Source organism: Arthrobacter sp. 05T423 (assembly GCF_056396245.1).
This window is the reverse complement of sequence record NZ_JBFTLC010000021.1, coordinates 60,674-84,346: the sequence shown is the minus strand read 5'-3', so window position 1 is coordinate 84,346 and position 23,673 is coordinate 60,674. Positions and strand designations below refer to the sequence as shown.

Below are 23,673 nucleotides of genomic sequence, written 5' to 3'. Positions count from 1 at the left end.
CCCGAAGCGGATCAGCACCCGACCCAGAACCGGCCCCGGCGGCCTCACGGACAAAAACAGCCAACACAGCAACAGAGGACTCCACGCCCTCCACCGTCTCCACCGCCGCCTGCCCATCCATACCCACAGCATCCCAGAGGCCACCGACATTAAAGGGTGCATCGGGAACCACACGTTTGCGGGCCGGGCAAAGAAGTTTTTGATCCGCCCGAGAATGACAAGTGAGTTGCAGCTCAGGGCGTTCCGAGCCCTGGGAACGCCCTCTGCTGTTACCTAGTTGGGCGCTTCGGTGAGCGAAAGCCCAAACGTCCTAGGAGCCGCTGAGCGTGACGGTGCCGGCGTCGCCGTCGACCTTAACCTGCTGTCCGCTGGACAACCGCTGGGTGGCGACGCCCGTGCCTAGGACGGCGGGAATGCCGTACTCCCGGGCGACGATCGAGCTGTGGCTCAGCGGCCCGCCAACGTCGGTGACGACGCCGGCGGCCATCGCAAACAGCGGTGTCCAGGCGGGTGTGGTCATGCGCGCCACCAGCACCTCGCCGGGCTGCATGCTGGCGAAGTCGTCGGGGCCGTGCAGCAGCCGCGCCGGTGCACTCACCTGCCCGGAGCTGGCACCGACGCCGGTGATGACATCGCCGGCAGGCTGCAGGGAACGCGCAGGCATCATGCTGCCAAACGCGCGATCCATCCAGCGGCTCTCCGGCAGCAGCTGCGGCGCAGCAGCTTTCCGCTGGCCCCGCCACAGCATCTTGCGCTGCTCAACGGCTTCTGCCCGCACGGGCCCATCGGTGCCGGTTATGGCAGCGCCGGGTGCGGCCAGGCCGAAGTCGATGGCATTGCGGAGTTCACCGAGGCGGAGCCAGAAGACGTCTGCCGGCGCGGCGAGGACGCCCGAGGCCGTCAGCCGCTCCCCCAGCTCCAGCAGCATCCGGCGCATCAGCGGCCAGGCCAGGCCGACGTCGGCCAGTGCGTCCTCGCGGACGGGCGCCGCCTTCTGCGCCCAGCGCAGCAGCCTGCGGAAAACTGCGCGGCGGCGCGGCCCCAGCCTGGCGCTGACCAGCCGGCTCTGTTCCTCGCGCCGGTCAGCAGACAGCTGCTGGCGCTGATGCGGGTCCTTGCCCTGCCCCCGCACGAAGTACCTCAGGGTTTCCAGCAGCGCGGACGGATCATCGGCCGGCACAGGGTTGACGAAGTCCAGGTTGTAGACTGCATGCCCGTACCTGTCCAGGTGACGCTGGAGGCGGGAACGCCACTCGTCCCACTCCTCCTGGTCCAGGTTCCGGCCCGCGTCCCCGTCCACGCCAGTAGGGGCTTTGCCGCTGCGGAGAGCCTCTGTGATGCCGGCCGCCGGTCCTTCCGTGACGGCAGCGGCGAGCTGCGGCCGCTCCCGGGTCCAGACCGCCAGGTCATACAGGGATTTCTCCGCGCGGATGGGCTCGCTGTCGTAGCCGAGGAGGAAGACCTCCGCCGACGGGTCGCCCGGCCGGCGGACGACCCTGTCGTAGTAGCCCCGGAGCATGATCTCGCTGGTTGCGGCGATGGGAATGATGGACTGCACCGCGGTGTAGTAAGCGGCGCCGGCGTCCAGCAGCGCGGAAACGCCCTCCAGGAGTTCTCGAGCTGGACGGTCCGACGGCGGTTTGGCCGCCCAATACTTCACGAGCCCGCGGTACTTCGGGTGCGAATGTTCGCGCCAGCCCTTGATTCCCATGTTGGCCTTGCCCTGGGCCAGCGCGCGCATCGCCGTCAGCGACTTGCCCATGACCCGCCGCATTCCGGCGTTGCTGTAGTAGTAGTACGCGTAGCCGTTGACAGTGGGCAGGGAAACATCCCCGGGCCGCACCACGCTCTTGCCGAAGGCCTCGCCCAGCAGCGCGTTCAAGGACCTCACCACGGCACCGTCGATGAGGTCGGCGAACAGGGGCGACAACGGGTCCGGCAGCTGCTCCACGATGCTGGCCCGGAAGTACATTCCGTTCGGAAAGGGCAGCGGCCACTCCGTTGGCGCCTCAGCCGAGGGCTCAGGCAGGGCCGTGATTGGACGGGCCTGCAGGATGAAGAACTCCCCTGCTGCCTGCGCCCACTCGATGTCCTGGGGCGCCCCGAAATGCTGCGCGATGGCGGTTCCCTGGCGGGCCAGCGCCGCCGCCGCATCGTCGTCGAGCACCGGCTGCCGGCGCTTCTGTTCCGGCACCGGCTGCTCGGTGGTGCCGGTCCCGCCGTACACGGTCATCACGTCCTTGTCCGCCGTCCGGCGCTGCTCCACACGGCCCGAAGCGGAATCCACCACCACGTCGTCAGTGGAGACGGACCCACTCACCACCGACTCACCCAACCCCCAGGCTGCACTGATCACCACCTGGTCGCGGCGGCCGGTGGCGGGGTTGGCGGTGAACAGCACGCCGGCCGCCCCTGCATCGACCATCTGCTGGATCACCACTGCGAGGCGCACCGTTGCCGGATCAATGCCGTTCCGTGAGCGGTACGCCATGGCGCGGGCATTCCACAGCGACGCCCAGCAGTCGACGACGGCGGCAGCCACGGCGTCGGGCCCGGCGACGTTCAGATAGGTGTCCTGCTGGCCGGCGAAACTGGCCGAGGCGAGGTCCTCGGCGGTGGCCGATGACCTCACTGCCACGCGCGAGCGGTCCTTGCCGCCGTACCCTGCGCCGGACTCCGTGCCGGCGTCTCCGCCTGCTCCAGCCGGCGTCCACTGGCTCAGGCGGCCATAGGCCGCGCGGAGTTCAGCGCCAATTTCCTCGGGCAGCGTGCTCTCGGCGAACAGGGAGCGGATCTGCAGCGAGGCCGACTCGTAGTCGTCATTCGACGCGCCGGCGGGAAGGGCGGCGAGTTCGAGAATGCGGCCCGCGATCCCGTTGGCGTTGACGAAGTCCTGGTAGGCCGCGGTGGTGAGCACGAAGCCCGGCGGCACCGGAAAGCCGGCCCGGGCCAGCTCGCCGAGGTTGGCGCCCTTTCCACCAGCCTCGTCCAGGTCGCGGTGTCCCAGCTGGTCAAAGTCCTTGATGTAGGTCACGGCCCTGCGTCCCTTCTGCCCGGGACACGGCGAGTCCGGCCGCGGCATTGCGGCTGGTTACCCGGTTCCGGCGCTGCACCCTATTTTTGGCACTGCACCCTCATTTGGCAATGCACCCGGTTCTGGCAATGGGGATGGCTGGACGGGGGGCTACACGTCGCCGCGCGGCCGCCACACCACCACGGCCTGCGAACGGGGCCGGGGGCGCTGGCCGCGCGCCAGGCTCACCACATCTCCGGCAGCGCCGGCGGCGAAGATCCGGGATTCCAGTGACTCACGACGGCGGGCCAGTTCCTCGGTCAGTTCGCTGACCCGGTGCTGCAGGGCAGCCACCTGGTTTTCCAGCTCGAGGATGCGCTTGATCCCCTCCAGCGAGACGCCCTCATGGGACAGCCGCTGCACCTCGCGGAGCCGGTTCACGTCCCGCTGTGAGTACCGGCGGGACTTGCCCGGCGCCCGGCTGGGCGAGACGATGCCCAGCCGGTCGTACTGGCGGAGTGTCTGCGGGTGCATGTCGGCGAGCTCGGCGGCCACCGAGATGACAAAGATCGGCTGATCGAAGTTGATGTCCACGGCCGGCACCGGTCCCTAAAGCCGGGCTTTGGCTGCCAGGCCCTGGCGGACGTCCTCGCCGGTTGTGGCGGCGGCGAAGGCTTTCACGGCCTCCTCGGCTTCCTTGTTCAGGTTGCGCGGAACGGCGACGTCGATGGTCACCAGCAGGTCCCCGGTGGCCTTCGACGTCTTTACGCCGCGCCCCTTCACCCGGAGCGTGCGCCCCGACGGGGTGCCGGCGGGGACGCGGACCCGGACGTGTTCGCCGTCGATCGTGGGAACCTCAATTTCGGCACCCAAGGCAGCCTCCGGGAAGGTGACGGGCACGTGGATCCGGAGGTTGTCGCCGTCGCGTGTGTAAAAGTCATGGGTTTTGACGTTGACGGTGACCAGCAGGTCGCCGTTGCCCGCCGGACCGTACTGGCCCTTGCCGCGCACGCGCACCTTCTGGCCGTCCTTGATGCCCGGCGGCACGCGGACGTCGATGACCTCGCCGTCCGGTTCACGGAGCCCAATGGTGGTGCCGCGGATGGATCCGGCGAAGGAGATGCTGGTGCCCGCGGTCCGGTCAGCCCCCTTCTGCGGTGCGCGCTGGTAACCGGCGGAGCCGCCCCCGAAGCCGCCGCCGAACAGGTCGGCGAACTCGGGCGGAACACCGCCGGCGGTGCTGAACCCGCCGGAGTGGCGGCCGCCGGCGCCGGTGAACAGGCCGCCGAAGAGGTCCTCGAAGCCGCCGTTCGCCGTGCTTCCAGCACCGTGCGGGGCAAAGCGAGCGCCGCCGCCCATGGCCCGGATGGCGTCATACTGCTGCCGCTCATCAGGATCGGACAGCACGGAGTACGCCTCGGAGATGTCCTTGAACTTCTTCTCCGAAGCGGCATCCCCGGAGTTCGTGTCAGGGTGGTACTGCCGCGCGAGCTTCCGGTAAGCCTTCTTAATGTCAGCGTCGGAAGCGTCCTTGGCAACACCAAGGATCTTATAGAAGTCCTTGTCCACCCAGTCCTGGCTAGCCAATGGCGTTTCCTTTCAAAAATCTGAGCCGAAATGGCAGTTCACAGCAATGTGGTTGGCCAACACTGCTGCGAACTGCTATCTCGATGTGGGTAATGCTACGCAGGGACCGCGACGATGACTTGGGCCGCGCGGAGGACCCGGTCACCTGACTTGTAGCCGGAGCGGAGCACCTGGCTGACGGTGTCAACTTCGATGTCCTCGGCGGGCTGCTGGATGAGGGCCTCGTGGATGGTCGGATCGAACTCCACGCCGGTCTCATCGATGCGGCTCAGGCCATACGTCTTCAGCGCGTTCTCCAGCTTGGTGGCGATCGCTGCGAACGGGCCGTCCGCGAGGTCACCGTGCTGGCGGGCGGCGTCGACGTCGTCCAGCACCGGGAGCAGGGAGTTCAGGACGCCGATGACGGCCATCTCCCCTGCCACGGCGCGGTCGCGTTCGACGCGTTTGCGGTAGTTCACGTACTCGGCCTGCAGGCGGAGCAGGTCGTTCTTCAGCTCCGCGGCCGCGGCGGCCTCGGTGCCCTGCGCCACGGAATCCTCGGCGGGCACCTCCACCTGGTTGAGGATCTCCTCAGCCTGGGCGAGGGCGTCGCCGTCGGAATCCGCTGAAGCGCCGGCTCCCGAGGCAGAGGACTGGCCGCCCTCCGGATGCCGGGCCTCCCCGGTCACCGGGTCCACCTTGCGGTGGTCCCGGATGACCGGCTCGTCGCGCTTGCTGCCCTGGTCTCGGGAAGAGTTGTGCTCTTCTTCGTTACCGTGATGCGGCATGGTTACTTCTTCTCTTCTTCGTCGACGATCTCGGCGTCCACGATGTCCTCGTCAGCCTTGCCGTCGCCGGCTGCAGCACCTTCAGCACCCGCAGCGCCGGTGGCACCGTCCGGGGAACCGGCCTGGGCGTAGATGGCCTCGCCGAGCTTGGTCTGGGAAGCCTGCAGCTTCTCAAACGCGGTCTTGACGGCGGCGTCGTCGGTGCCTTCGAGGGCCTTCTTGAGGGCGTCGACGTCGGCCTGGACCTCGGTCTTGACCTCTTCAGGCAGCTTGTCGCTGTTGTCGGCGATCAGCTTGTCCACTGAGTAGGCGAGCTGCTCGGCGGTGTTGCGCGTGTCGGTGGCCTCGCGGCGGGCCTTGTCCTCGGCTGCGTGTTCCTCGGCATCCTTGACCATGCGGTCGATGTCTTCCTTGGAGAGCGCGGTGCCGCCGGTGATGGTCATGGACTGTTCCTTGCCGGTGCCCTTGTCCTTCGCGGAGACGTGGACGATGCCGTTGGCGTCGATGTCGAAGGTGACCTCGACCTGCGGGACGCCGCGCGGCGCCGGTGCGATGCCGGTCAGTTCGAACGTGCCCAGCGGCTTGTTGTCGCGGGTGAACTCACGCTCGCCCTGGAAGACCTGGATGGCCACGGACGGCTGGTTGTCATCAGCCGTGGTGAAGGTCTCGGACCGCTTGGTGGGGATGGCCGTGTTGCGCTCGATCAGGTGCGTCATGACACCGCCCTTGGTTTCGATGCCCAGTGACAGCGGGGTGACGTCGATCAGGAGAACGTCCTTGCGCTCACCCTTCAGCACACCGGCCTGCAGGGCTGCACCAACGGCCACAACCTCGTCCGGGTTGACGCCCTTGTTGGGCTCCTTGCCGCCGGCCAGTTCCTTCACGAGCTCGGAGACGGCGGGCATACGGGTGGAGCCGCCGACGAGCACGATGTGGTCGATGTCGGAAAGCTTGATGCCGGCTTCCTTGATGACGTCGTGGAACGGCTTCTTGGTGCGCTCGAGCAGGTCCTTGGTCAGGTCCTGGAACTTGGCACGGGTCAGCTGCTCGTCCAGGTGGACCGGGCCGTCCGGAGTGACGGAGAGGTACTGGAGCGAGACGTTGGTGCTGGTGGAGGAGGAGAGTTCCTTCTTGGCCTGCTCGGCAGCTTCACGGAGGCGCTGCAGGGCGATCTTGTCCTTGGACAGGTCGATGCCCTTGACCTTGAGCTGGTTCAGCAGGTAGTCGACGACGCGGTTGTCCCAGTCGTCGCCGCCGAGTCGGTTGTCACCGGCCGTGGCGCGCACCTGGATGGTGGAGAAGTCGTCCTCGTCCTTGCCGACTTCCAGCAGGGAGACGTCGAAGGTTCCGCCGCCGAGGTCGAAGACCAGGATGAGCTCGTCTTCCTTGCCCTTGTCCAGGCCGTAGGCCAGTGCGGCCGCGGTGGGCTCGTTGACGATGCGCAGGACGTTCAGGCCGGCGATCTCGCCGGCTTCCTTCGTGGCCTGGCGCTCCGCGTCGTTGAAGTAGGCGGGAACGGTGATCACAGCGTCGGTGACCTTTTCGCCGAGGTAGGACTCGGCGTCGTTCTTCAGCTTCATGAGGACACGGGCGGAGATTTCCTGGGCCGTGTACTTCTTGTCGTCGATGGGCACGGACCAGCCGGTGCCCATGTGGCGCTTGACGGAGGCGATGGTGCGGTCGATGTTGTTGACGGCCTGGCGCTTGGCGATTTCACCGACCAGCACTTCGCCGGACTTGGAGAACGCAACGACGGACGGCGTGGTGCGGCCACCCTCGGCGTTGGCAATAACGGTGGGCTCGCCACCTTCGAGAACGGAGACGACGGAGTTGGTGGTTCCGAGGTCGATACCTACTGCACGTGACATGTGTTGCTTCCTTCTTTCCGTGGAAACTTGGGGTCCGCCCACTTCCTTGAGCGATCTGCACTCAACTTTACTCAGCAGGAAACTTAAGTCAATCCAAAGTTGAGCCGATTACGCTCAACTTTGCCTTTCGCCACGCCTTCCGAATACGGAAAACCCCCGCTTATCCGCGAAAATCCGCGGATAAGCGGGAGTTCAAGTTGGAGCAGCAGGGGATTTCGCCCAGCGTGAACGTGCGCCTAGGCTCTCGAGGAGCTGCCGCCATCGTCGTTCCGGGGCTCGTCGACCCGGCCGTTCCGGAGCTCCTCCTTGAGTTCTGCGGCATCGCCGCCTTCGGGCGTGATCCCGGCAGCGCCGTAGTCGCCCTCCGGGTACTCACCCTCCTCATCCCCGGGCACCTCCTGGCCCACGGTGCCGGCGCGGCCATAGTCGCCTTCGGGGTACTCGCCTTCCTCCGACTCCGCGGGCGGCGCAACCGTCCCGGCGCCGCCGTAATCACCCGTGGCGTAATCACCCCTGGGCTCGGCGCTGGATTCCTGCCCGGCCACGCCGGCGTCGCCGTAGTCGCCTTCCACGTACTGGCCGCTGTCCCCCTCGAGTGCCGGATTCCTGGAGCTGCTGTGGGTCTTCCCCGCGGCGCCGGACTCACTGTTTTCGGTCATCGGTTGATCACTCCCTCGAAAGAACGGGGCGCACCTGGTCCGGGCGCAGTGGCAGTCTACTCAGCCGGCGCGGACAGCAACAGAGGACGGACAGCCGCCTCCTGCCGGGCGAATCCGGGCGAGCTACAGTCCGGCGAGCTCCGCCAGTACAGAGATGTGGTGCTCGAACAGTTCATCCGCCGCGGAAAAGGTGCCGGCGCCATACTGGCCGAACACTTCAAAGCTGACGGCTCCAAAGAGTGACGTCCACACGAGGGCGCCCCGGGCCAGCGGGGCGTCCGGTACCGCCACTTCCAGCTCGCGCCGGATTGCCTCGAGGTCGGCCGCCAGCGGTGCGGGCACCGCAGCCGCACCATGCCCGGCAAGCCGGCCGGCCCGGTGCGCGGCATCCAGAATCTGCACCAGGCGGATGACCACCCGCGTGCCGGGTGCCGTGGTCCGCTCCGCGGGAGCCCGATAACCCGGCACCGGACTGCCGAACAGGAGACCATAGCGCGCCGGCTCACGGAGCGCCCAAACGCGGACCGCGCGGGCCAGCCCAGCGAACCGGTCCCGGAACTCTGCCGCGGGGACGGACTCGACGGCCGCATCCACCGCGTCCCCGAGATCGTTGTAGGCATCCACGAGCAGGAGGGTCAGCAGCTCGTCACGGTTCCGGACGTATCGGTAGACGGCAGAGGAGACCACCCCCAAGTCACGTGCGACAGCGCGGAGCGAGAGTGCGGCGGCCCCATGTTCCGCCAGGTGTTGACGGCCCAGTCGGATGATGTCCGAGATGGTCTGTGCCCGGGCCCGTTCTCGGGGCGTGCGGATTTTCCCGTCGGCGGACGGCCCGGCAGCGGACGGAGGGGTGGCTGACTGGGGGCTGGCTGACATCAACCCAGCATGGCACGAATCAGAGCAGTGGCAACAATTGAGAGCAGCGCTCTTGACTTTGCGTCCAAGCGGCAGCATCCTTGATTCGAGAGCAGTGCTCTCAAAAACTATACGAGGCCCACCGGCCCGTCCGCGCGAAGGAGAACTTTCAATGTCCGGTCTTTATGTGGTCACCGGCGCCGGCCCCGTGGGCTGGACGGTGGCAGAACAACTGGCGGAGCGGGGCGAGCGGGTCCGGGTCCTCACCCGCTCCGGCGGCGGTCCCGACCATCCGCTCATCGAGAAGCTGAAGGTGGATGTCTCCGACCCCCGCGGGCTGGGTGACCCCTTCGACGGCGCGGCATCGGTCTTCCACTGCATCCACGGTTCTTCCTACAGCGCCGCGGCCTGGGAACGCGAACTTCCGGCCGCCGAACAGGCGGTCCTGGCGGCGGCAGGCGAGGCGGGCGCCGTCGTCGTCTTTCCGGAAAGCCTTTACTCCTACAGCACTCCGGAAGAAGTGATGACGGAACACAGCCCGCGGGAGGCGCAGGGCGGCAAGCGCGGCATCCGCGCCGCGCTGATGCGGGCGCGGGAAGCGAGCGCAACAGGCACCGTATCCGTGGTGGCGGGCGATTTCTTCGGCCCCCGCGTCCGGATGGCCCACGCCGGCGAGCGCATGGTGCCCGCCATCCTCTCCCGGCGCCCGCTGCAGGTGGTGGGAAGCGCGGACCAGCCGCATTCGTTTACCTACGTTCCCGACCTGGCCGCGGCCATGATCGGGTCCGCGGAGAAACCCGAACTGCGGAACCGTGTGCTGCACGCTCCCACCAATCCCCCGCTCACGCAACGCGAGATCGCTGGGGCCTTCGCCGCCGCTGCCGGGGTGCCGCTCGCGAAGGTGCAGGCAGTACCAGGCTGGGCTTTGCGCGGCATGGGGCTGTTCTCGGCCGACATGAGGGAACTCGGCGAGACGCTTTACCAGTTCCAGCGGCCGTTCGTGATGGATTCACGGACCAGTGAGGAGCAACTGGGCCTTCGTCCGACTCCCCTGCACCTGGCCGCAAAGGCGACCGTGCAGTGGTGGCGCGCGGAACTGGCTGCAGTCTCCGGCACGGGACGGGCCCCGGCCGGAATGCCGCCGCGAACCTAACGGACCATCGCCTCCGCCGCGCCTTCCAGCTTCCTTGGCACCTGCGCATCAGGCCTGCTGAGCTTGCCGGGCCACCAGATGCGCGGGCCCAGGTCGTAGGCCAGGGCGGGAACCAGGAGCGAGCGCACAAGGACGGTGTCCAGCAGCACCCCGAAGGCCACGATGAAGGCCAGCTGCACGAGGAACATGATGGGGATGACGCCCAGGGCCGCAAATGTGGCAGCCAGGACCACGCCGGCCGACGTGATCACACCGCCGGTCACACCCAGGCCGCGCAGAATCCCGGGGCGGGTCCCGTGTTTCTGCGACTCCTCGCGGACGCGGCTCATAAGGAAGATGTTGTAGTCCACGCCCAGTGCCGCCAGGAACACGAAGCCGAACAATGGCACGGTGGCGTCAGCCCCGGGAAAGCCGAGGAGATGGTTGAACACGACGGCGGAAACTCCCATCGCGGCCGCGTAGGAGAGGACCACCGAGGCGATGAGGAGGACAGGCGCCACGACGGACCGCAGCAGCAGCATGAGGACAGCAAGAATGACGGCGAGAACCACGGGGATGATGGTGGCGAGGTCCCGCTGCGCCGTCGTGTTGGTGTCCAGGGCGATGGCTGTCACACCGCCAACCAAGGCCTCGGCGTCCACCTGCTTCAAAGTCTCACGCATCGCTGCCACGGCATTTTCCGCTGCGGCGGAATCGGCCGCGAAGTCGAGGGTGGCGTTAATAAGCACCTTGCCGTCGCGCACGGCCGGGCCGGCAGGGGTTCCCGGGCTGGCAGGGGTTCCCGGGGTTCCCGTCACGGGAACGCCGCCCTCGGCCAGAAGGTGGGCGGCCCCCACGCCGCCGGTGGCCTTGACCGCTTCGAGCACTTCGCCGGCTTTCCCCTGGCTGGACACGATGACCACGGGACTGCCGCTGCCGGCGTCGAAGTGGCGTGCCAGCGCTTCCTGCCCGTCGACAGCATTGGACGCGCCGAGGATGACGGCGGTCTGCGGCACGCCGTTGGCCCTGAGCTGCAGGATTCCCGCCGAGGCGGCGACCAGGAGGAGCACGGAGGCCACCCACACGGAGCGGGGACGCCGCCGCACCAGCGTCCCGGTGGCACGCCAGAGACCGCGCTGGCCTTCCAGCCCCGTGGTCAGTTCCGGCTCACGCGCGTCTTCGGGCAAAAGCCTGGGCCGGAACGGCCAGAACGCGGCACGCCCAAGGAGTGCCGCGAAGGCCGGGAGCAGGGTGAGCGCCGCGAAAAGGGAGCACACGATGCCGGCGGCCGCCACCGGGCCCAGTGCCTTGTTTGAATTAAGGTCCGAAAACAGCAGGCACAGCAGGGCGATGGCAACCGTGGCACCCGAGGCCAGGATCGGCGCGAAGGAGGCCCGCCAGGCGGTGAGTGCGGCGGCGGTGCGGTTGGCCGTCTGCTCGAGCGCCTCACGGAACCGGGCCACGTAGAGCAGGGCGTAGTCGGTGGCGGCGCCGATCACCAGGATGGAGAGAATGCCCTGGCTCTGGCCGTTGAGCTGGATCCAGTCCGCCTTCGCCATGCCGAACACCAGCACGATGGCGGCGCACAGGGCAAACACCGACGTCAGCAGCACGGCGAAGGGCAGGAGCAGGGAGCGGTAGACAACCAGCAGGATGACAAACACCGCCGCCAGCGCCACGAGCAGCAGGATGCCGTCGATGCCGGCAAAGGCCCCGGTGAGATCCGCCGCGAGCCCGGCGGGCCCGGTGACAAACGTCTGCGTGCCTGCCGGGGCGGCTGCACTGACCGCGCTCCGCAGCCCGGCGACGGCGTCTGCGGGTTCAGATGCTGCAACGGACACGATGTACTGAACGGCCTTTTGGTCCTGCGAGGGCACCGGGCCCACCACCGCGCTGCCCAGCCGCAGGTCTTCGAGCTTGCTTTTCAGGCCGGCGGCCGCGCCCAACTGCGCAGGGGTGAGAGTGCTGTTGCTTTCAATAACGACGACGGCGGGCACCTCGCCGGAGTCCTGGAACTTTTGCTGCCATTCGCGGGCTTCGGTGGCCTCCGCTCCGGCCGGAAGGAAGGACGCCTGATTGTTGGAGGAGACCTCATCCAGCCTGCCGAACGTGGGCCCGCCGACGCCGGCAATGGCTACCCAGCCAACGACGATGACCACCGGAATGAGCCACCGGGCCCAGAACGGGATGCGCGGAGTCCGGGCTGCCTGGTTCATTGGGAGGACCTCCTGGGCATGACGGCCACTCGGGACGTCGTGGATAGTGGTTCCAGCATAGACTATCTCCATCATGGAGATATAGGCATTCTTGACCCTTCCGCGGGCGGGCGGACGTCGGGGCTGTAAACTCCGGAAGGCAACATTGAGGAGAGGAGGCTGTCGTGGCCGAGGAGCCTGGCACCCGGCAACAGCCCGACGGGCCGGCTCCCTCCGTCCCCGGAATCCAGCACCCCCTGGTCCGGCTGCTCCAAGAGTTCACCCTTGAGGCCAACCGCTACGTTGACTCTGCAGGCGGCCGGAACGACATGCACCGGACGGACCTCAACGCCCTCGCAGCCGTCATGCGGCATGCCGCTGGCGGCGAGGTGGTCACCCCCGGAACCCTTCGGAAGGAACTCAACCTCAGCTCCCCGGCCACCACGGCGCTCATCGACCGGCTGTGCGGCTCCGGGCATCTGGTCCGCGTGCGCGAGGGTCAGGACCGGCGGCAGGTGCAACTGAGGATGACGGACAAGGCCTACCGCGACGGTTCCGCCATGTTCCTGCCGCTGGCACGCCACATGGACAGGGCCATGGGCTCGTTCACGCCGGAGGAACTCAAGACGGCGGCCCGGTTCATGGACGCAATGATCGCCGCCACAGTCCAGGCCAGCCAGGAGGCCTCCGCCGCACCATAAGCAACCCCGGCAACAACCTCCCCGATATGCGGAGAAGGAGTAGCGTTTCCCTATGAGCGCGCAGCAGCCGGAAGACGTCTACACTCACGGCCACCACGAGTCCGTGGTCCGGGCCCATGCCTCGCGGACAGCGGAGAACTCGGCCGCGTTCGTCATCCCGCACCTCACCTCCGGCGTCTCGGTGCTCGACGTCGGGTGCGGCCCGGGAAGCATCACGTGCGACTTTGCGCTTCTGGTTGCTCCCGGGAAGGTGACGGGGCTGGACCGCTCCCCCGACGTTATCTCCCACGCCCGCGAGCTTGCGGCCCACCGGGGGGTGGAGAACGTGGAGTTCGTGGCGGGCAACATTTACGATCTTGACTTCGAGGACGACACCTTCAATGTGGTCCACGCCCACCAGGTCCTGCAGCACCTGACCGATCCGGTGGAGGCGCTGCGGGAAATGCGGCGGGTGGCAAGGCCCGGCGGCATCGTCGCGGTCCGCGACGCCGATTTCCACGGCATGAGCTGGTACCCCGCCATTCCTGAACTCGACGAGTGGATGGACCTTTACCAGCGGATCGCGCGCCGGAACGGTGCCGAGCCCGACGCCGGCCGCCGGCTCGTCTCGTGGGCCCAGGCCGCCGGCTTCACGGACGTGGCGCCCACCAGCAGCAACTGGCTCTACGCCACCGGGCAGCAGCGCCGCTGGCAGGCCAGAGTGTGGGGCGAACGCGTGCTGCATTCGGCCTTCGCGGAGCAGGCCCTCGAGTACGGCTTCGCGCAGGAGGCCGACCTCACGCGCATCTCGGCCGGCTGGCACCGCTGGGGCTCCACCGACGACGGCTGGTTCCTCATCCCCAACGGCGAGGTCATCGCACGGGCGTAAGCAGCCCGGACAAACGCGCGCCCGCCGCTGCGGAACAGCACACCCGGCAGACCGACTAAACTTGATGGGTGCAATTCTCCCTTTGGCTGGCCCTCGCCGGCGCCGGCGTCCTCATCAGCTTCACTCCGGGCGCGGGCGCCATCAACACCATGAGCAACTCGCTGACCGCCGGGTTCAAGCGCTCCATCTGGGGCATCCTCGGGCAACAGGCCGCCCTGATTCTGCACGTCATCGTTGTGGCGCTGGGCGTAGGCGTCCTGGTTGCCGGCTCCCCCGTCGCGTTCAATGCCATCCGCTACGCCGGGGCCGCCTACCTGGTGTACCTCGGCATCAGGCAGTTCCTGCGCAAGCCGGACCTCGACAAGGAGAAGGTGGCCGCGCTCCGGAACGAGCCCGCCTGGTCCATGTTCCGCCGGGGACTGTGGGTCAACCTGCTCAACCCCAAGGCCATTGTGTTCTTCCTGGCTTTCATGCCGCAGTTCATCCGGCCAGCCAGCCCGCTGCTGCCCCAGTACACCGTGCTCGCGGCGACCGTGGTGCTCATCGACGTTCTGGTGATGTGGTTCTTCTTCGCTGCGGCAGCAAAGTCTTTCCAGCGCTTTACTCACAACGAACGCGGCCAAACCCTGCTCAACCGGGTATTCGGTGTGCTTTTCGTCGCCGTTGGCGTCCTGCTGGCCTTCATCCACTAAACCCCGACCCACGACTTGCCAATTCTGTGACAGAAGGATCGGCCAACTTTACGCGGATTGTCGATGATAAGGTCACTTACTAGCCAAGAGGGGCTGGCATCCTCCATGCTTAGCGAATGAACTCAACGACGAGCCCGTACCGCGTCATCGCCGTCTGCACCGGCAACATTTGCCGCTCGCCCATGGCGGAGCTGATGCTCAGCGCAGCCTTCGCGGAAGCCGGGCTCGCCGACGTCGTGGTTGTTGATTCCGCGGGAACCACCGCCTACGAGGCGGGGCGCCCCATCGACCCACGGGCCGCACGGAAGCTCACCACTCATAACCTTCGCTCGGACCGGCACATTGCGCGGGAATGGCGCTCCGAATGGTTCACCGAGCGGCACCTGATCCTTGCCCTGGACGTGGACCACTATGGCTGGCTCTGCGCTTCCGCCCCGGACGACGAGTCGCTGTCCAGGGTCCGCATGCTCCGCAGCTTCGACCCCGCTTTGGAGGGCGGTGATCCGCTGGAACAGGGCATCGAGGACCCATGGTACGGCGGCCATGCCGACTTCGAGGCCGTGTGGGACCAGGTCCAGGCGGCCGTGCCGGGCATCGTCCGCTACGTGCAGGACGCAATCGCGGCCGGAGAGCACCATGCAGTCGCGGCCGCGGCCCCACTCCGGATTGCTGAGCGCCGCGCACGCAACGGCAAGCGTCACAACCAACCGGTCGGCAGCAGCCCGCTTCACAACGTCCGGGTTGAGGACAGCCAGCAGGTACGCTCTATTTCATGACCCCCGCACCTGTGATCATCGCCATTGACGGGCGGTCCGGCGCAGGTAAAACCACATTGGCCATCGAGCTCGCGGCCACGCTGCGGAACCACCACAGGGTCTCGCTGTTCCACCTGGAGGACATCTATCCAGGCTGGGACGGGCTGTCTACCGGCATCGAACGCTACGTCACCACGGTGCTCGCACCCCTGAGCCGCGGCGAAGCGGCCACGTGGGTCAGCTGGGACTGGAAAAACAATAACGACGGCGATACCCGGGTCACGCTGCCCGCCGAGTTTGTGATTGTGGAAGGCGTCGGGGCGGCGGCCGCCGCTGCCCGGCCCCTTCTGGACGCCGTCATCTGGGCGGACTCCTCCGACAAAGAGCGCCGCACCCGGGCGCTGGCACGCGACGGCGAGACCTACGGGCCGTTCTGGGACCAGTGGGCCGGCCAGGAGGCGGAACTCCTGGCCTCGGACAATATTCCGCAGCATGCCGACGTTCGCGTCCTCAACCGCGCGGACGGCACCGCCCCGGCGGACGCTTTGCAGGCGCTTACCTACCTCCCCGCGCTGACCACCGCCCTGGTCCCCGAGCTCTCGTCACGGCGCGGCCTCCGTCTGCTGTCGGAGCGCATCGAGGCCAGCCCCGACCCCGCCGCGCTTTTTGAGGCGCTCTACGGGGCATCCGCCAATGCCGTCTGGCTCGATTCCTCCCTGCGCGCGGCCGGAACGGCCGCTCCTGGCGCGGGAACCCCCGCGGCGGAGCGCAGCCGCTTCAGTGTTCTGGCGGACGACGGCGGTACCTTCGGCCAGTCGGTTCTCCATATTTCCGGCGTCACCCGGGTTACCGCCGGGAGCGCCACGGCCAACGTGTCCGGTCCGTTCTTCCGCTGGCTGGAGACGGTGTGGGGACGGAAGGCGGTGCGCGGCCCCGAGGACTACCCGGGCGACTTCACGCTGGGCTGGCTGGGCTACCTCGGCTACGAACTTAAGCGTGAAACCGGCGGACGCGATGTCCCCTCGGACACCCCTGATGCGGGCCTGATCTTTGCCGGCCGGGGCGTGGTCCTGGACCACATGGACAACACGGCGTGGCTGCTTGCCCTGGACGCACCGGACGCAGCGGACTGGCTTACCCGGGCCGGCGCTGCCGTCACCGCCGCACCGGAAGCCGGCGGCAGCAACGGCGTCGTACTTCCGGCGGCCGCTGAGACTGCGCCGGCATTTGCCGGATGGGACAGCGAGGCGAGCTACAAGCGCAAGATCGCCGAAGCCCAGCACCAGATCGCGGAGGGGAATTCGTACGAGGTCTGCCTCACCACTACCCTCTCAGCGGAGGTGCCGGCGCTTGACCCGTGGGCCGCGTACCTTGCCCTGCGGCGGCGGAACCCGGCGCCGTTTGCGAGCTACCTGCGCTTCGGCGGGCTTACCGTGGCCAGCACCTCGCCGGAGCGCTTCCTGCGGATAGCGTCCGACGGCGGCATGCGCGCCGAGCCGATCAAGGGTACCCGCCGCCGGGCTGCTGACCCGGAGGCCGACGCCGCCCTCCGCCGCGATCTGGCGACCTCCCTCAAGGACCGGGCGGAAAACATCATGATCGTGGACCTGCTCCGGAACGACCTCAGCCACTTCGCCGAGCCTGGGTCGGTGACGGTGAGCCGGCTGTGCGAGATCGAAAGTTACGCAACGGTGCACCAGCTGGTGAGCACCATTGACGCCGTTCTGCTGCCGGGGTCGCCAAGGGCCGAGGCCGTGGCTGCCTGCTTCCCGGCTGGCTCCATGACCGGGGCTCCGAAGATCAGCACCATGGCCATCCTGGACCGGCTGGAAGAGGGTCCGCGCGGAGTCTATTCGGGTGCCATCGGGTACTTTTCGCTGAACGGGGCCACGGATCTTGCGGTGGCCATCCGCACGCTGGTGGTGCAGGACGACGCCGCGGGCGAAAAGGTCCGGCTCAGCCTCGGCGTCGGCGGCGCCATCACTGCCGATTCCATTCCGCAGGAGGAGTACGAGGAGATCCGCACCAAGGCCTTCGGGGTGCTGTCCGCCCTCGGCTCCACCTTCCCCGAATGAGGTTGGTCCGTTATTGGTGGGGTGCCCTACTGGACCGTGGCCGTGAGGCGGGCGACGTTGTCCACGTACCTTGCCGCGAGGGGGCGGCGCATCCAGTCCTCAAGCCGGAGCTCGTGGGAGATGTCGCGGTACGTGTCCTCCACCGCTCGCATGCTGTTCACGATGTCCGCGCCCAGCAGCATTACCGAAACCTCCAGGTTCAGGGAAAAGGAGCGCATGTCCATGTTGCTGGAGCCCAGGACGGCCACTTCGTCATCGATGGTGAAGTGCTTGGCATGCAGCACGAAGGGCGCCTTGTAGAGGTAGATGCGGACGCCGGCCCGGAGCAGGGCCTCGTAGTAGGACTGCTGGGCGTGGTGGACCAGGAACTGGTCGCCCTTCTCGGAGACGAACAGCTCCACGTCCACGCCGCGCTGCGCCGCCGTGGTGATGGCGTAGAGCAGGGAGTCGTCCGGGACAAAGTAGGGGCTGCAGATGGAAATCCGGTGCTGCGCCGAGTAGATCAGCGTGTTGAAGAGCCGGAGGTTGTTTTCGGTGGTGAAGCCGGGGCCGCTTGGCACCACCTGGGCGGTAACCCCGCCGGACGTCGGCTGGGCGGGCAGCTGCAGCTGGTCCTCGAGTGACTCGTCCGACTCGCTGAGCCAGTCGGTGGCAAAGACAACATTGAGCGTGGGAACAATCGGGCCACGCAGGCAGGCCATCAGCTCGATCCACTCCCGGCCGGCCTTGCGGTGCTTGGGGTTGTTGTAGGAAGGCTCGATCAGGTTCTGGGACCCGGTGAAGGCGACTTCGCCGTCGATCACCATGATCTTTCGGTGGTTGCGCAGGTCCGGCCGGCGCCACTGGCCGTGGATGGGCAGCAGCGGAAGCATCCGCCGCCACTGTATGCGGCTGGCCTTGAGCCGTTTCAGCAGGTTCTTGTACCCCTTCACGCGCAGGGTTCCGATGTGGTCAAACAGCACGCGCACCTGGACGCCGCGGTCCGCAGCCTCCTCGAGGGCCGTGAGCAGGTCGTCGGTGACGTGGTCCGTGCTCATGATGTAGAACTCGGCGTTGACGAAGCGTTTGGCTTTCCGCACGGCCTCGGTCATGGCCCGGATGGAGTCCGGATAGCCGGGAATCAGCTCCACTTGGTTGCCGTCCACCAGCGGGATCGACCCCAGCCGGCGGTTGAGTTCGGCCGCGGACTGGACCCATTCAGGCCCCGAATAGTCGCTGTCGACGTCGGACAGCGCGGCCGTGCCCGCGCGCACCCGTTCATTGACCAGCTGCTGCTGCTCGGTGCGGCGGCGGGACAGCTTAAAGTTGCCGAAAAGCAGGAACAAGACCAAGCCCACGGACGGCACAAAGAAGATGCCAAGCAGCCAGGCCATAGCCGTGGTGGGCCGCCGGTTGCCCGGGATGATGCCCACGGCCAGGACCCTGATGACCAGGTCCGCGCCGCTGAGCAGCAGGATCAGCCAGCCCGGCAGTGTTTCCGCAAGCGGAAATGGCCACAACACAGTTGGAACCCCCGTTATTTCGTTCCCTCGCAGCCATTCCGTATGGAGCGCTGAGGCCAGCCTATCGGGGAGCGGCCGCACTAAGCTTGAGGCATGACGTCTCGTACTTCCCACACAGTGCTGGTGTTCCTGGATCCGGACTATCAGAACGGCCGGATTGCCGACCCCGAAAAACCGCAGCTGATGGCCACGGACCTGGGTGCCACCCGCGGCGACGGGGTTTTCGAGTCCATGCTCGCCGTCGCCGGCCACACGCGGAAAATCCAGGCGCACCTGGACCGGCTGGCGCGCTCGGCGCAGGCCATGGACCTCAAGATTCCGGGGCCGGACACGTGGCGCCGGGCCGTCGAGACGGGCGTCGCGGCGTTCCGCTCCGACAACCCGGCCTCCTCACCGGAGCTGGACGAGGCCGTGGTGAAGCTCATCGTCACCCGCGGCATCGAGGGCGCCGCTGCCCCCACCTCCTGGGTCCAGGTCTCCCCTGTGGCCGCCGCCGGACGGCGGCAGCGCGAGACCGGCATCGACGTCATCCTCCTGGACCGCGGCTATGACAGCGATGCTGCCGAACGAGCCCCGTGGTTGCTCCTCGGCGCCAAGACGCTGTCCTATGCGGTGAACATGGCCGCCCTGCGCCATGCCCACAAGCAGGGCGCGGACGACGTCATCTTCACATCCTCGGACGGCCGCGTGCTGGAGGGCCCGACCTCAACCGTGCTGCTGGCCAACGTGGAAAAGAACGACGGCGGCGCAACAGTTAAGCGCCTCGTCACGCCGCAGCTGGACAGCGGCATTCTCCCCGGGACGTCACAGGGCGCGCTCTTCGCCGCCGCCAAGGCCGCCGGCTGGGAACTGGGCTACGGCCCGCTGAAGCCCCAGGACCTGCTCGACGCCGACGCCGTCTGGCTGATTTCCAGCATCCGTCTCCTGGCCCCGGTCAATCACGTCGACGGCCGCGAAATCGGCACGCCGGCGCTCCGCAAGCAGCTGACCGCCGAGCTGAACGAACTGTTCGCCGGAATCGAGTAATAACGAAAAGGCACCGTTCGAAAAAATGCGGGACAAGCCGGTGCCCTGCGTTGTAGTCTTCTTCCACGGCCAACTGCCCGTACCCGCAGGGGTAATGACACGCGGCCGGGTTCCGGGCTCAGCCGGAATGAGTACGCATAAAGGAATAGCCGATGTCTTGGGACGAGAATTCCCTTCCCGCATTGACGGACTCGCTGCCCACGGCCCTGGGGGCCCAGGCAGCGTTGCCTGCGGACATAGGGGAAATTACTGTGCGCTGGCAAGCCCACCAGATCATCACCGAACTGCTTGCCGAATCAGATCCGGCGAGCGCGTGGACCCGCACACAGCTGCGTGCGCTTTTGGACGCCCACCCGGATAATCCCGAATACGTGCTGCTCGAGCACCTCACCGCCACCACAGGGCTGGCCAACGCCGAGAACGGTGCCATCCCGGTCAGCGCGCCATCCCAGGCTGTGGCCCCGCCTGAGCCGGTGCCATTCACCCGGCGCAGCAGGAATCGTATTGAAGCCATCATTGCCGACAGGATGCTGATGACCGCGTTCCAGCCGATCCGCGGGCTTCCCGAGGGGCAGGTCATCGGTGTGGAGGCCCTGACCCGGTTTGTCAGTGACGACGGTGCCAGCGCGGACCATTGGTTCAATGAGGCAGAATCCGTCGGGCTCGGCACCGACCTTGAACTCGCGGCACTGCACCAGGCCCTCGCTGCCGCGCAGGCCGTGCCCGACCACATGTTCATCGCCCTGAACCTGACACCGGCCACGTGCGCGGACCCGCGGATCCCGGGGCTGCTGGAACATTCCCAGCTTGCCATGGACCGGATCGTCATCGACCTGAACGGTTCGATCCCCCTCGACCAGTACCCGTCACTGACGGCGGCCACAGCTCCGCTCCGGCGCCGCGGACTGCGCATCGCCGTGAACGGCGCCGAAGCCGGCTTCGCGTCCATGGACCAGGTCGTGGAGCTTCACCCGGACATCATCAAACTGGACCGGAACTTCATTGCGGGCATCGAGAACTCCCCCGGCCAGCGCCTGAGGGCCGCCGCCATGGCCGAACTCGCCCGCTACATTGACGCTGTGGTCGGCGCGCAAGGGGTCGAGACACCGGAGGAACTCGAGGCCGTGACCGCCCTTGGCATGGCGGCTGCGCAGGGCTACCTCCTGGGCCGGCCCTCCATCCACCCGCTGGATTGGAACGCCTGGATCCGTTCGGAAAGTGAGACTGCCGCCAGCGGCCCGGCTTCCTGAGCTAGTCCTCCGCGAGGTCGGTGGCCAGACGGATGTGGTTGTCCGCCAGCCACACGGGGTTGAAGGCCTTGCTCTGGTAGTTGCTGCCCGTGTCCGGAGCGATCGCCACCACCACTGACCCATGCGGTGCCGCCCTTGCCACCCGGAGCGCGGCCGCCACTGTCAGGCCCGACGATGGCCCGAGGGACAGCCCTTCGTCGTTGAGCAGCCGGTGCAGGGTGGTGTACACCTCGTCATTCGGGATCCGCAGGAACCGGTCCAGCAGGCCGCGGTCAAAGACCTTTGGCCAGTCCGGTTTGGGCCAGGAGTTGCCGACGCCGTCCACCAGGATCTGGCCCGGATGCCCGCCGCTGTAGACGGAGCCGTAGGGGTCCGCGCCAATCACCTCCACGTGGCCGCCGGACTTCTCCTTGAGGTACCGCCCGTTCCCGGTGATGGTGCCGCCGGTGCCCACGCCCGCGACGAAGTGCGTCACACGGCCGGCCGTCTGCTCCCAGATTTCCGGTGCAGTCCCCTCGTAGTGCGCCCGCGGATTGGCAGGGTTGTCGAACTGCAGCGGACGCCATGCGCCGGGGATTTGGGCCGTGATCCGGGCAGCGACCGCCCTCGCGTTCTCCGGCGAAGCCGACGGCGCGCTCCAGTCCGTGAACACCACCCGCGCCCCGTACCGGTTGAGTGCCTCCAGCTTTTCGGACGAAATGGAGTCGCCGGTAACCACCACCACGGGATGGCCGGTCAGCGCCCCAATCAGCGCGAGCCCGATTCCGGTGTTCCCGGAGGTGCTTTCCACGATCGTCCCGCCGGGCTGCAGCTCGCCGGCGCGCTCGGCCGCCCGGACCATGCTTAACGCGGTCCGGTCCTTGATGGACCCGCCGGGGTTCTCGGATTCAAGTTTGACGAAGACGGTGCTCCCCAGCCCCCGGCTCAGCACGTCCAGTGGCACCAGCGGGGTGTTCCCCACCCGTGCCAGCACAGCGCCGGCGTCGACGGCCGGATCCAGCATGGGCCCCACATGCCTTGGCTGGCGGCCGCTCCCTGTCACGGTTGTCATGGTTTTCCTCCCCCGTCATCCGGACCGCCGCCGTTAGGGCCGCCGTTATTCGGAGTGTCCAGCCCCTGTGTCCGTAATGCCGGCAGTCCTGCCAGCAGGTCCGCCAGCGCAGCGCGCGCACTGTCAACCAGCACCGCCGCGGGCAGCTGCGCGGCCAGCAGCCCCGAGAGGCGCGCCACGACCGCCCCGGTTCCGGTTCCGAGCTGCCGGACTTCAGCCTCCCGCAGATCCGTGTCCTGCGCCTCCGCCAATAGGTAGGAAGCCGTCAATGCCTCGATGGTGAGGAGCTTGGCCGCAGCCTCCACGGATCGCTCCAGCTGTTGGAGGGCCAGCGGGGCCAGCGTGGAATGGTCCTCCACGTCCGCGGACAGCGTGGGGGCACCGAGCGTGGCAGGCGCTGCCAGGAACTTCAGCTCCGCCAGCAGGCCGGCAGCCGAATACCAGAGCAGACCCGGCAGGTCCTCGGACGCGAGCGGGGTGCCGGCCCGTGCCGCTTCGAGGTTGAGCTGGCGGATCAGGCGCTGCGGCGGGTAGAGCTTGGCGATCCGCCGCTCGCTGCTGATTCCCACGTGCGCCAGCCCCAGCCGCACCGCCTCAAATGCCAGGGCCAGCTGCATCGGCTGGAAGTTTCCGCCGGACACCATCCGGCCGGAAGCCACATCCGTCAGCGGGTTGTCGCCCCGGCCGTTCAGTTCCACCTCCAGCGCCTCGGCCAGGGCGGTTACCTGGGTCCTGAAGGCACCGTGCGTCTGCGGTGCGGCCCGGAAGGACAGGGCATCCTGGACCGACACCTGCCGCCGCGGATCCTCCAGCCAGCCACCGCGTACCAGGCGCCGGACGTTGGCAGCCGAGACGCTCTGGCCGTTCACCGCCTTGGCCGACTGCACGGCCGGCGAAAACGGGCTGAGGTTCCCGGCGCCGTCGTACCTTGCAGTGGCCTCGAGTGACAGCGCCAGCGCAGTGTCCGCCAGATCGGCGAGCCACCGGATGCGACGGAGTTCCAGCGCGCCGGCGCCGATCGAATAGGAGTTGGCGCTGACCAGCGCGAGGGCCTCGCCGGGCGCCAGGATCAGCGGTTCCAGCGCGGCGGCAGAGAGTGCCTCCGCGCCGGCCAGCAGGCCGCCGTCGGCAGCAAGCGCCTGCCCCTCCCCGATGGCGACGGCGGCAACCGCCGCAAGCTGGGTAAGGTCCGATGAGCCGACGGACCCGTCGCGCGGAACGGCCGGCAGCACGCCCCTGTTCAGCAGTTCGGCGTAGAACCGGGCAGTTTGCGGGCGGACCCCCGAGCCTCCCCGGGTGAATCCGATGAGCCTAGCCAGGATGAGGGCCCGGACTTCATCCGGGTCCAGCAACTCGCCGACGCCGCTGTGGTGGTACCGCACCACCTGCAGCTGGAAGTCGCGGATGGATTCCTGTTCCACGGCCGTGTCACGGCCGGAGCCGAGCAGGGTGTTGAGGCCGTAGACCCGGTGGCCGGAATCGATGGCCGCCTGCACCACCTCGCGTGAGAGCCCCACGAGTTCAAGTGCTTCGGCGCTGAGGACCACCTCCACTGCGGGATCGGCTGCTGCCGCGGCCACGTCGTCGGCACGGATGTGGGCCGTGCCGATCAGGAACGTGCCGCTGCGGACGCCCGGCCTCACTCCGTGGCGTCCCCCGGTCCCTGCCATTGGACCA

18 protein-coding genes and 1 pseudogene are annotated in these 23,673 nt (G+C 67.7%); 8 read left to right on the top strand and 11 right to left on the bottom strand.

The window, feature by feature from the left end:
* Positions 1-310: 310 nt before the first annotated feature.
* The 7 genes from AC1DFE_RS15620 to AC1DFE_RS15590 all read right to left on the bottom strand — a co-directional run bounded on the left by AC1DFE_RS15620 (position 311) and on the right by AC1DFE_RS15590 (position 8,770).
* Positions 311-3,034 (bottom strand): PEP/pyruvate-binding domain-containing protein, encoded by a 2,724-nt coding sequence (locus AC1DFE_RS15620; RefSeq protein WP_476906787.1) that lies wholly within the window; start codon positions 3,032-3,034, stop codon positions 311-313.
* 150 nt (positions 3,035-3,184) lie between these two features.
* Entirely contained in the window at positions 3,185-3,607 is a 423-nt protein-coding gene (locus AC1DFE_RS15615) for a heat shock protein transcriptional repressor HspR (protein ID WP_476906786.1), read from the bottom strand.
* A gap of 15 nt (positions 3,608-3,622) precedes the next feature.
* A complete protein-coding gene (locus AC1DFE_RS15610) occupies positions 3,623-4,600 on the bottom strand; it encodes a DnaJ C-terminal domain-containing protein (RefSeq protein ID WP_476906785.1) in 978 nt (325 codons plus the stop codon).
* A 95-nt stretch (positions 4,601-4,695) separates the two neighbouring features.
* A complete protein-coding gene (locus tag AC1DFE_RS15605) occupies positions 4,696-5,367 on the bottom strand; it encodes a nucleotide exchange factor GrpE (RefSeq protein WP_476906784.1) in 672 nt (223 codons plus the stop codon).
* Between the two features lie 2 nt (positions 5,368-5,369).
* Complete coding sequence (dnaK, locus tag AC1DFE_RS15600) at positions 5,370-7,235, bottom strand: molecular chaperone DnaK (RefSeq protein ID WP_476906783.1); 1,866 nt, start codon at positions 7,233-7,235, stop codon at positions 5,370-5,372.
* A 236-nt stretch (positions 7,236-7,471) separates the two neighbouring features.
* The gene (locus tag AC1DFE_RS15595) at positions 7,472-7,894 is read right to left on the bottom strand and encodes a hypothetical protein (protein WP_476906782.1); all 423 of its coding nucleotides are present in this window, start codon (positions 7,892-7,894) and stop codon (positions 7,472-7,474) included.
* Between the two features lie 123 nt (positions 7,895-8,017).
* A complete protein-coding gene (locus AC1DFE_RS15590; protein ID WP_476906781.1) occupies positions 8,018-8,770 on the bottom strand; it encodes a TetR/AcrR family transcriptional regulator in 753 nt (250 codons plus the stop codon).
* Positions 8,771-8,921: 151 nt separating this feature from the next.
* Here AC1DFE_RS15590 and AC1DFE_RS15585 point away from each other — a divergent pair, with 151 nt between their 5' ends.
* Positions 8,922-9,902 (top strand): NAD-dependent epimerase/dehydratase family protein, encoded by a 981-nt coding sequence (locus tag AC1DFE_RS15585; protein WP_476906780.1) that lies wholly within the window; start codon positions 8,922-8,924, stop codon positions 9,900-9,902.
* Here AC1DFE_RS15585 and AC1DFE_RS15580 read toward each other — a convergent pair.
* Positions 9,899-12,097: an MMPL family transporter gene (locus tag AC1DFE_RS15580; protein WP_476906779.1), complete on the bottom strand. Its 2,199-nt coding sequence runs from the start codon at positions 12,095-12,097 to the stop codon at positions 9,899-9,901. The genes AC1DFE_RS15585 and AC1DFE_RS15580 overlap by 4 nt on opposite strands.
* Positions 12,098-12,261: 164 nt before the next feature.
* Between AC1DFE_RS15580 and AC1DFE_RS15575 the strand changes: the two genes are divergently transcribed.
* The 5 genes and pseudogenes from AC1DFE_RS15575 (at position 12,262) to pabB (ending at position 17,167) form a co-directional block, all read left to right on the top strand.
* Positions 12,262-12,777: a MarR family winged helix-turn-helix transcriptional regulator gene (locus AC1DFE_RS15575; RefSeq protein WP_476906778.1), complete on the top strand. Its 516-nt coding sequence runs from the start codon at positions 12,262-12,264 to the stop codon at positions 12,775-12,777.
* A 52-nt stretch (positions 12,778-12,829) separates the two neighbouring features.
* Positions 12,830-13,645 (top strand): class I SAM-dependent methyltransferase, encoded by an 816-nt coding sequence (locus AC1DFE_RS15570; RefSeq protein WP_476906777.1) that lies wholly within the window; start codon positions 12,830-12,832, stop codon positions 13,643-13,645.
* Positions 13,646-13,713: 68 nt separating this feature from the next.
* Complete coding sequence (locus AC1DFE_RS15565) at positions 13,714-14,337, top strand: LysE family transporter (RefSeq protein WP_476906776.1); 624 nt, start codon at positions 13,714-13,716, stop codon at positions 14,335-14,337.
* 116 nt (positions 14,338-14,453) lie between these two features.
* Positions 14,454-14,969 (top strand): annotated as a pseudogene (locus AC1DFE_RS15560) (low molecular weight protein-tyrosine-phosphatase); the annotation flags it as partial.
* A 140-nt stretch (positions 14,970-15,109) separates the two neighbouring features.
* A complete protein-coding gene (gene pabB / locus AC1DFE_RS15555) occupies positions 15,110-17,167 on the top strand; it encodes an aminodeoxychorismate synthase component I (RefSeq protein ID WP_476906775.1) in 2,058 nt (685 codons plus the stop codon).
* A 26-nt stretch (positions 17,168-17,193) separates the two neighbouring features.
* On the opposite strand, the gene cls is transcribed toward pabB, so the two are convergent.
* Positions 17,194-18,666 carry a cardiolipin synthase gene (gene cls, locus AC1DFE_RS15550; protein ID WP_476906790.1) on the bottom strand — a complete coding sequence of 491 codons (1,473 nt, stop codon included), beginning with the start codon at positions 18,664-18,666 and terminating at the stop codon, positions 17,194-17,196.
* A gap of 96 nt (positions 18,667-18,762) precedes the next feature.
* On the opposite strand from cls, the gene AC1DFE_RS15545 reads away from it, so the two are divergent.
* Both AC1DFE_RS15545 and AC1DFE_RS15540 read left to right on the top strand, forming a co-directional pair.
* Entirely contained in the window at positions 18,763-19,695 is a 933-nt protein-coding gene (locus tag AC1DFE_RS15545) for an aminodeoxychorismate lyase (protein WP_476906774.1), read from the top strand.
* A gap of 152 nt (positions 19,696-19,847) precedes the next feature.
* Positions 19,848-20,945: an EAL domain-containing protein gene (locus tag AC1DFE_RS15540; RefSeq protein WP_476906773.1), complete on the top strand. Its 1,098-nt coding sequence runs from the start codon at positions 19,848-19,850 to the stop codon at positions 20,943-20,945.
* A 1-nt stretch (position 20,946) separates the two neighbouring features.
* On the opposite strand, the gene AC1DFE_RS15535 is transcribed toward AC1DFE_RS15540, so the two are convergent.
* Both AC1DFE_RS15535 and AC1DFE_RS15530 read right to left on the bottom strand, forming a co-directional pair.
* Entirely contained in the window at positions 20,947-21,948 is a 1,002-nt protein-coding gene (locus AC1DFE_RS15535; protein WP_476906789.1) for a PLP-dependent cysteine synthase family protein, read from the bottom strand.
* A 44-nt stretch (positions 21,949-21,992) separates the two neighbouring features.
* A complete protein-coding gene (locus tag AC1DFE_RS15530) occupies positions 21,993-23,666 on the bottom strand; it encodes an aromatic amino acid ammonia-lyase (RefSeq protein WP_476906772.1) in 1,674 nt (557 codons plus the stop codon).
* Between the last annotated feature and the right edge of the window lie 7 nt (positions 23,667-23,673).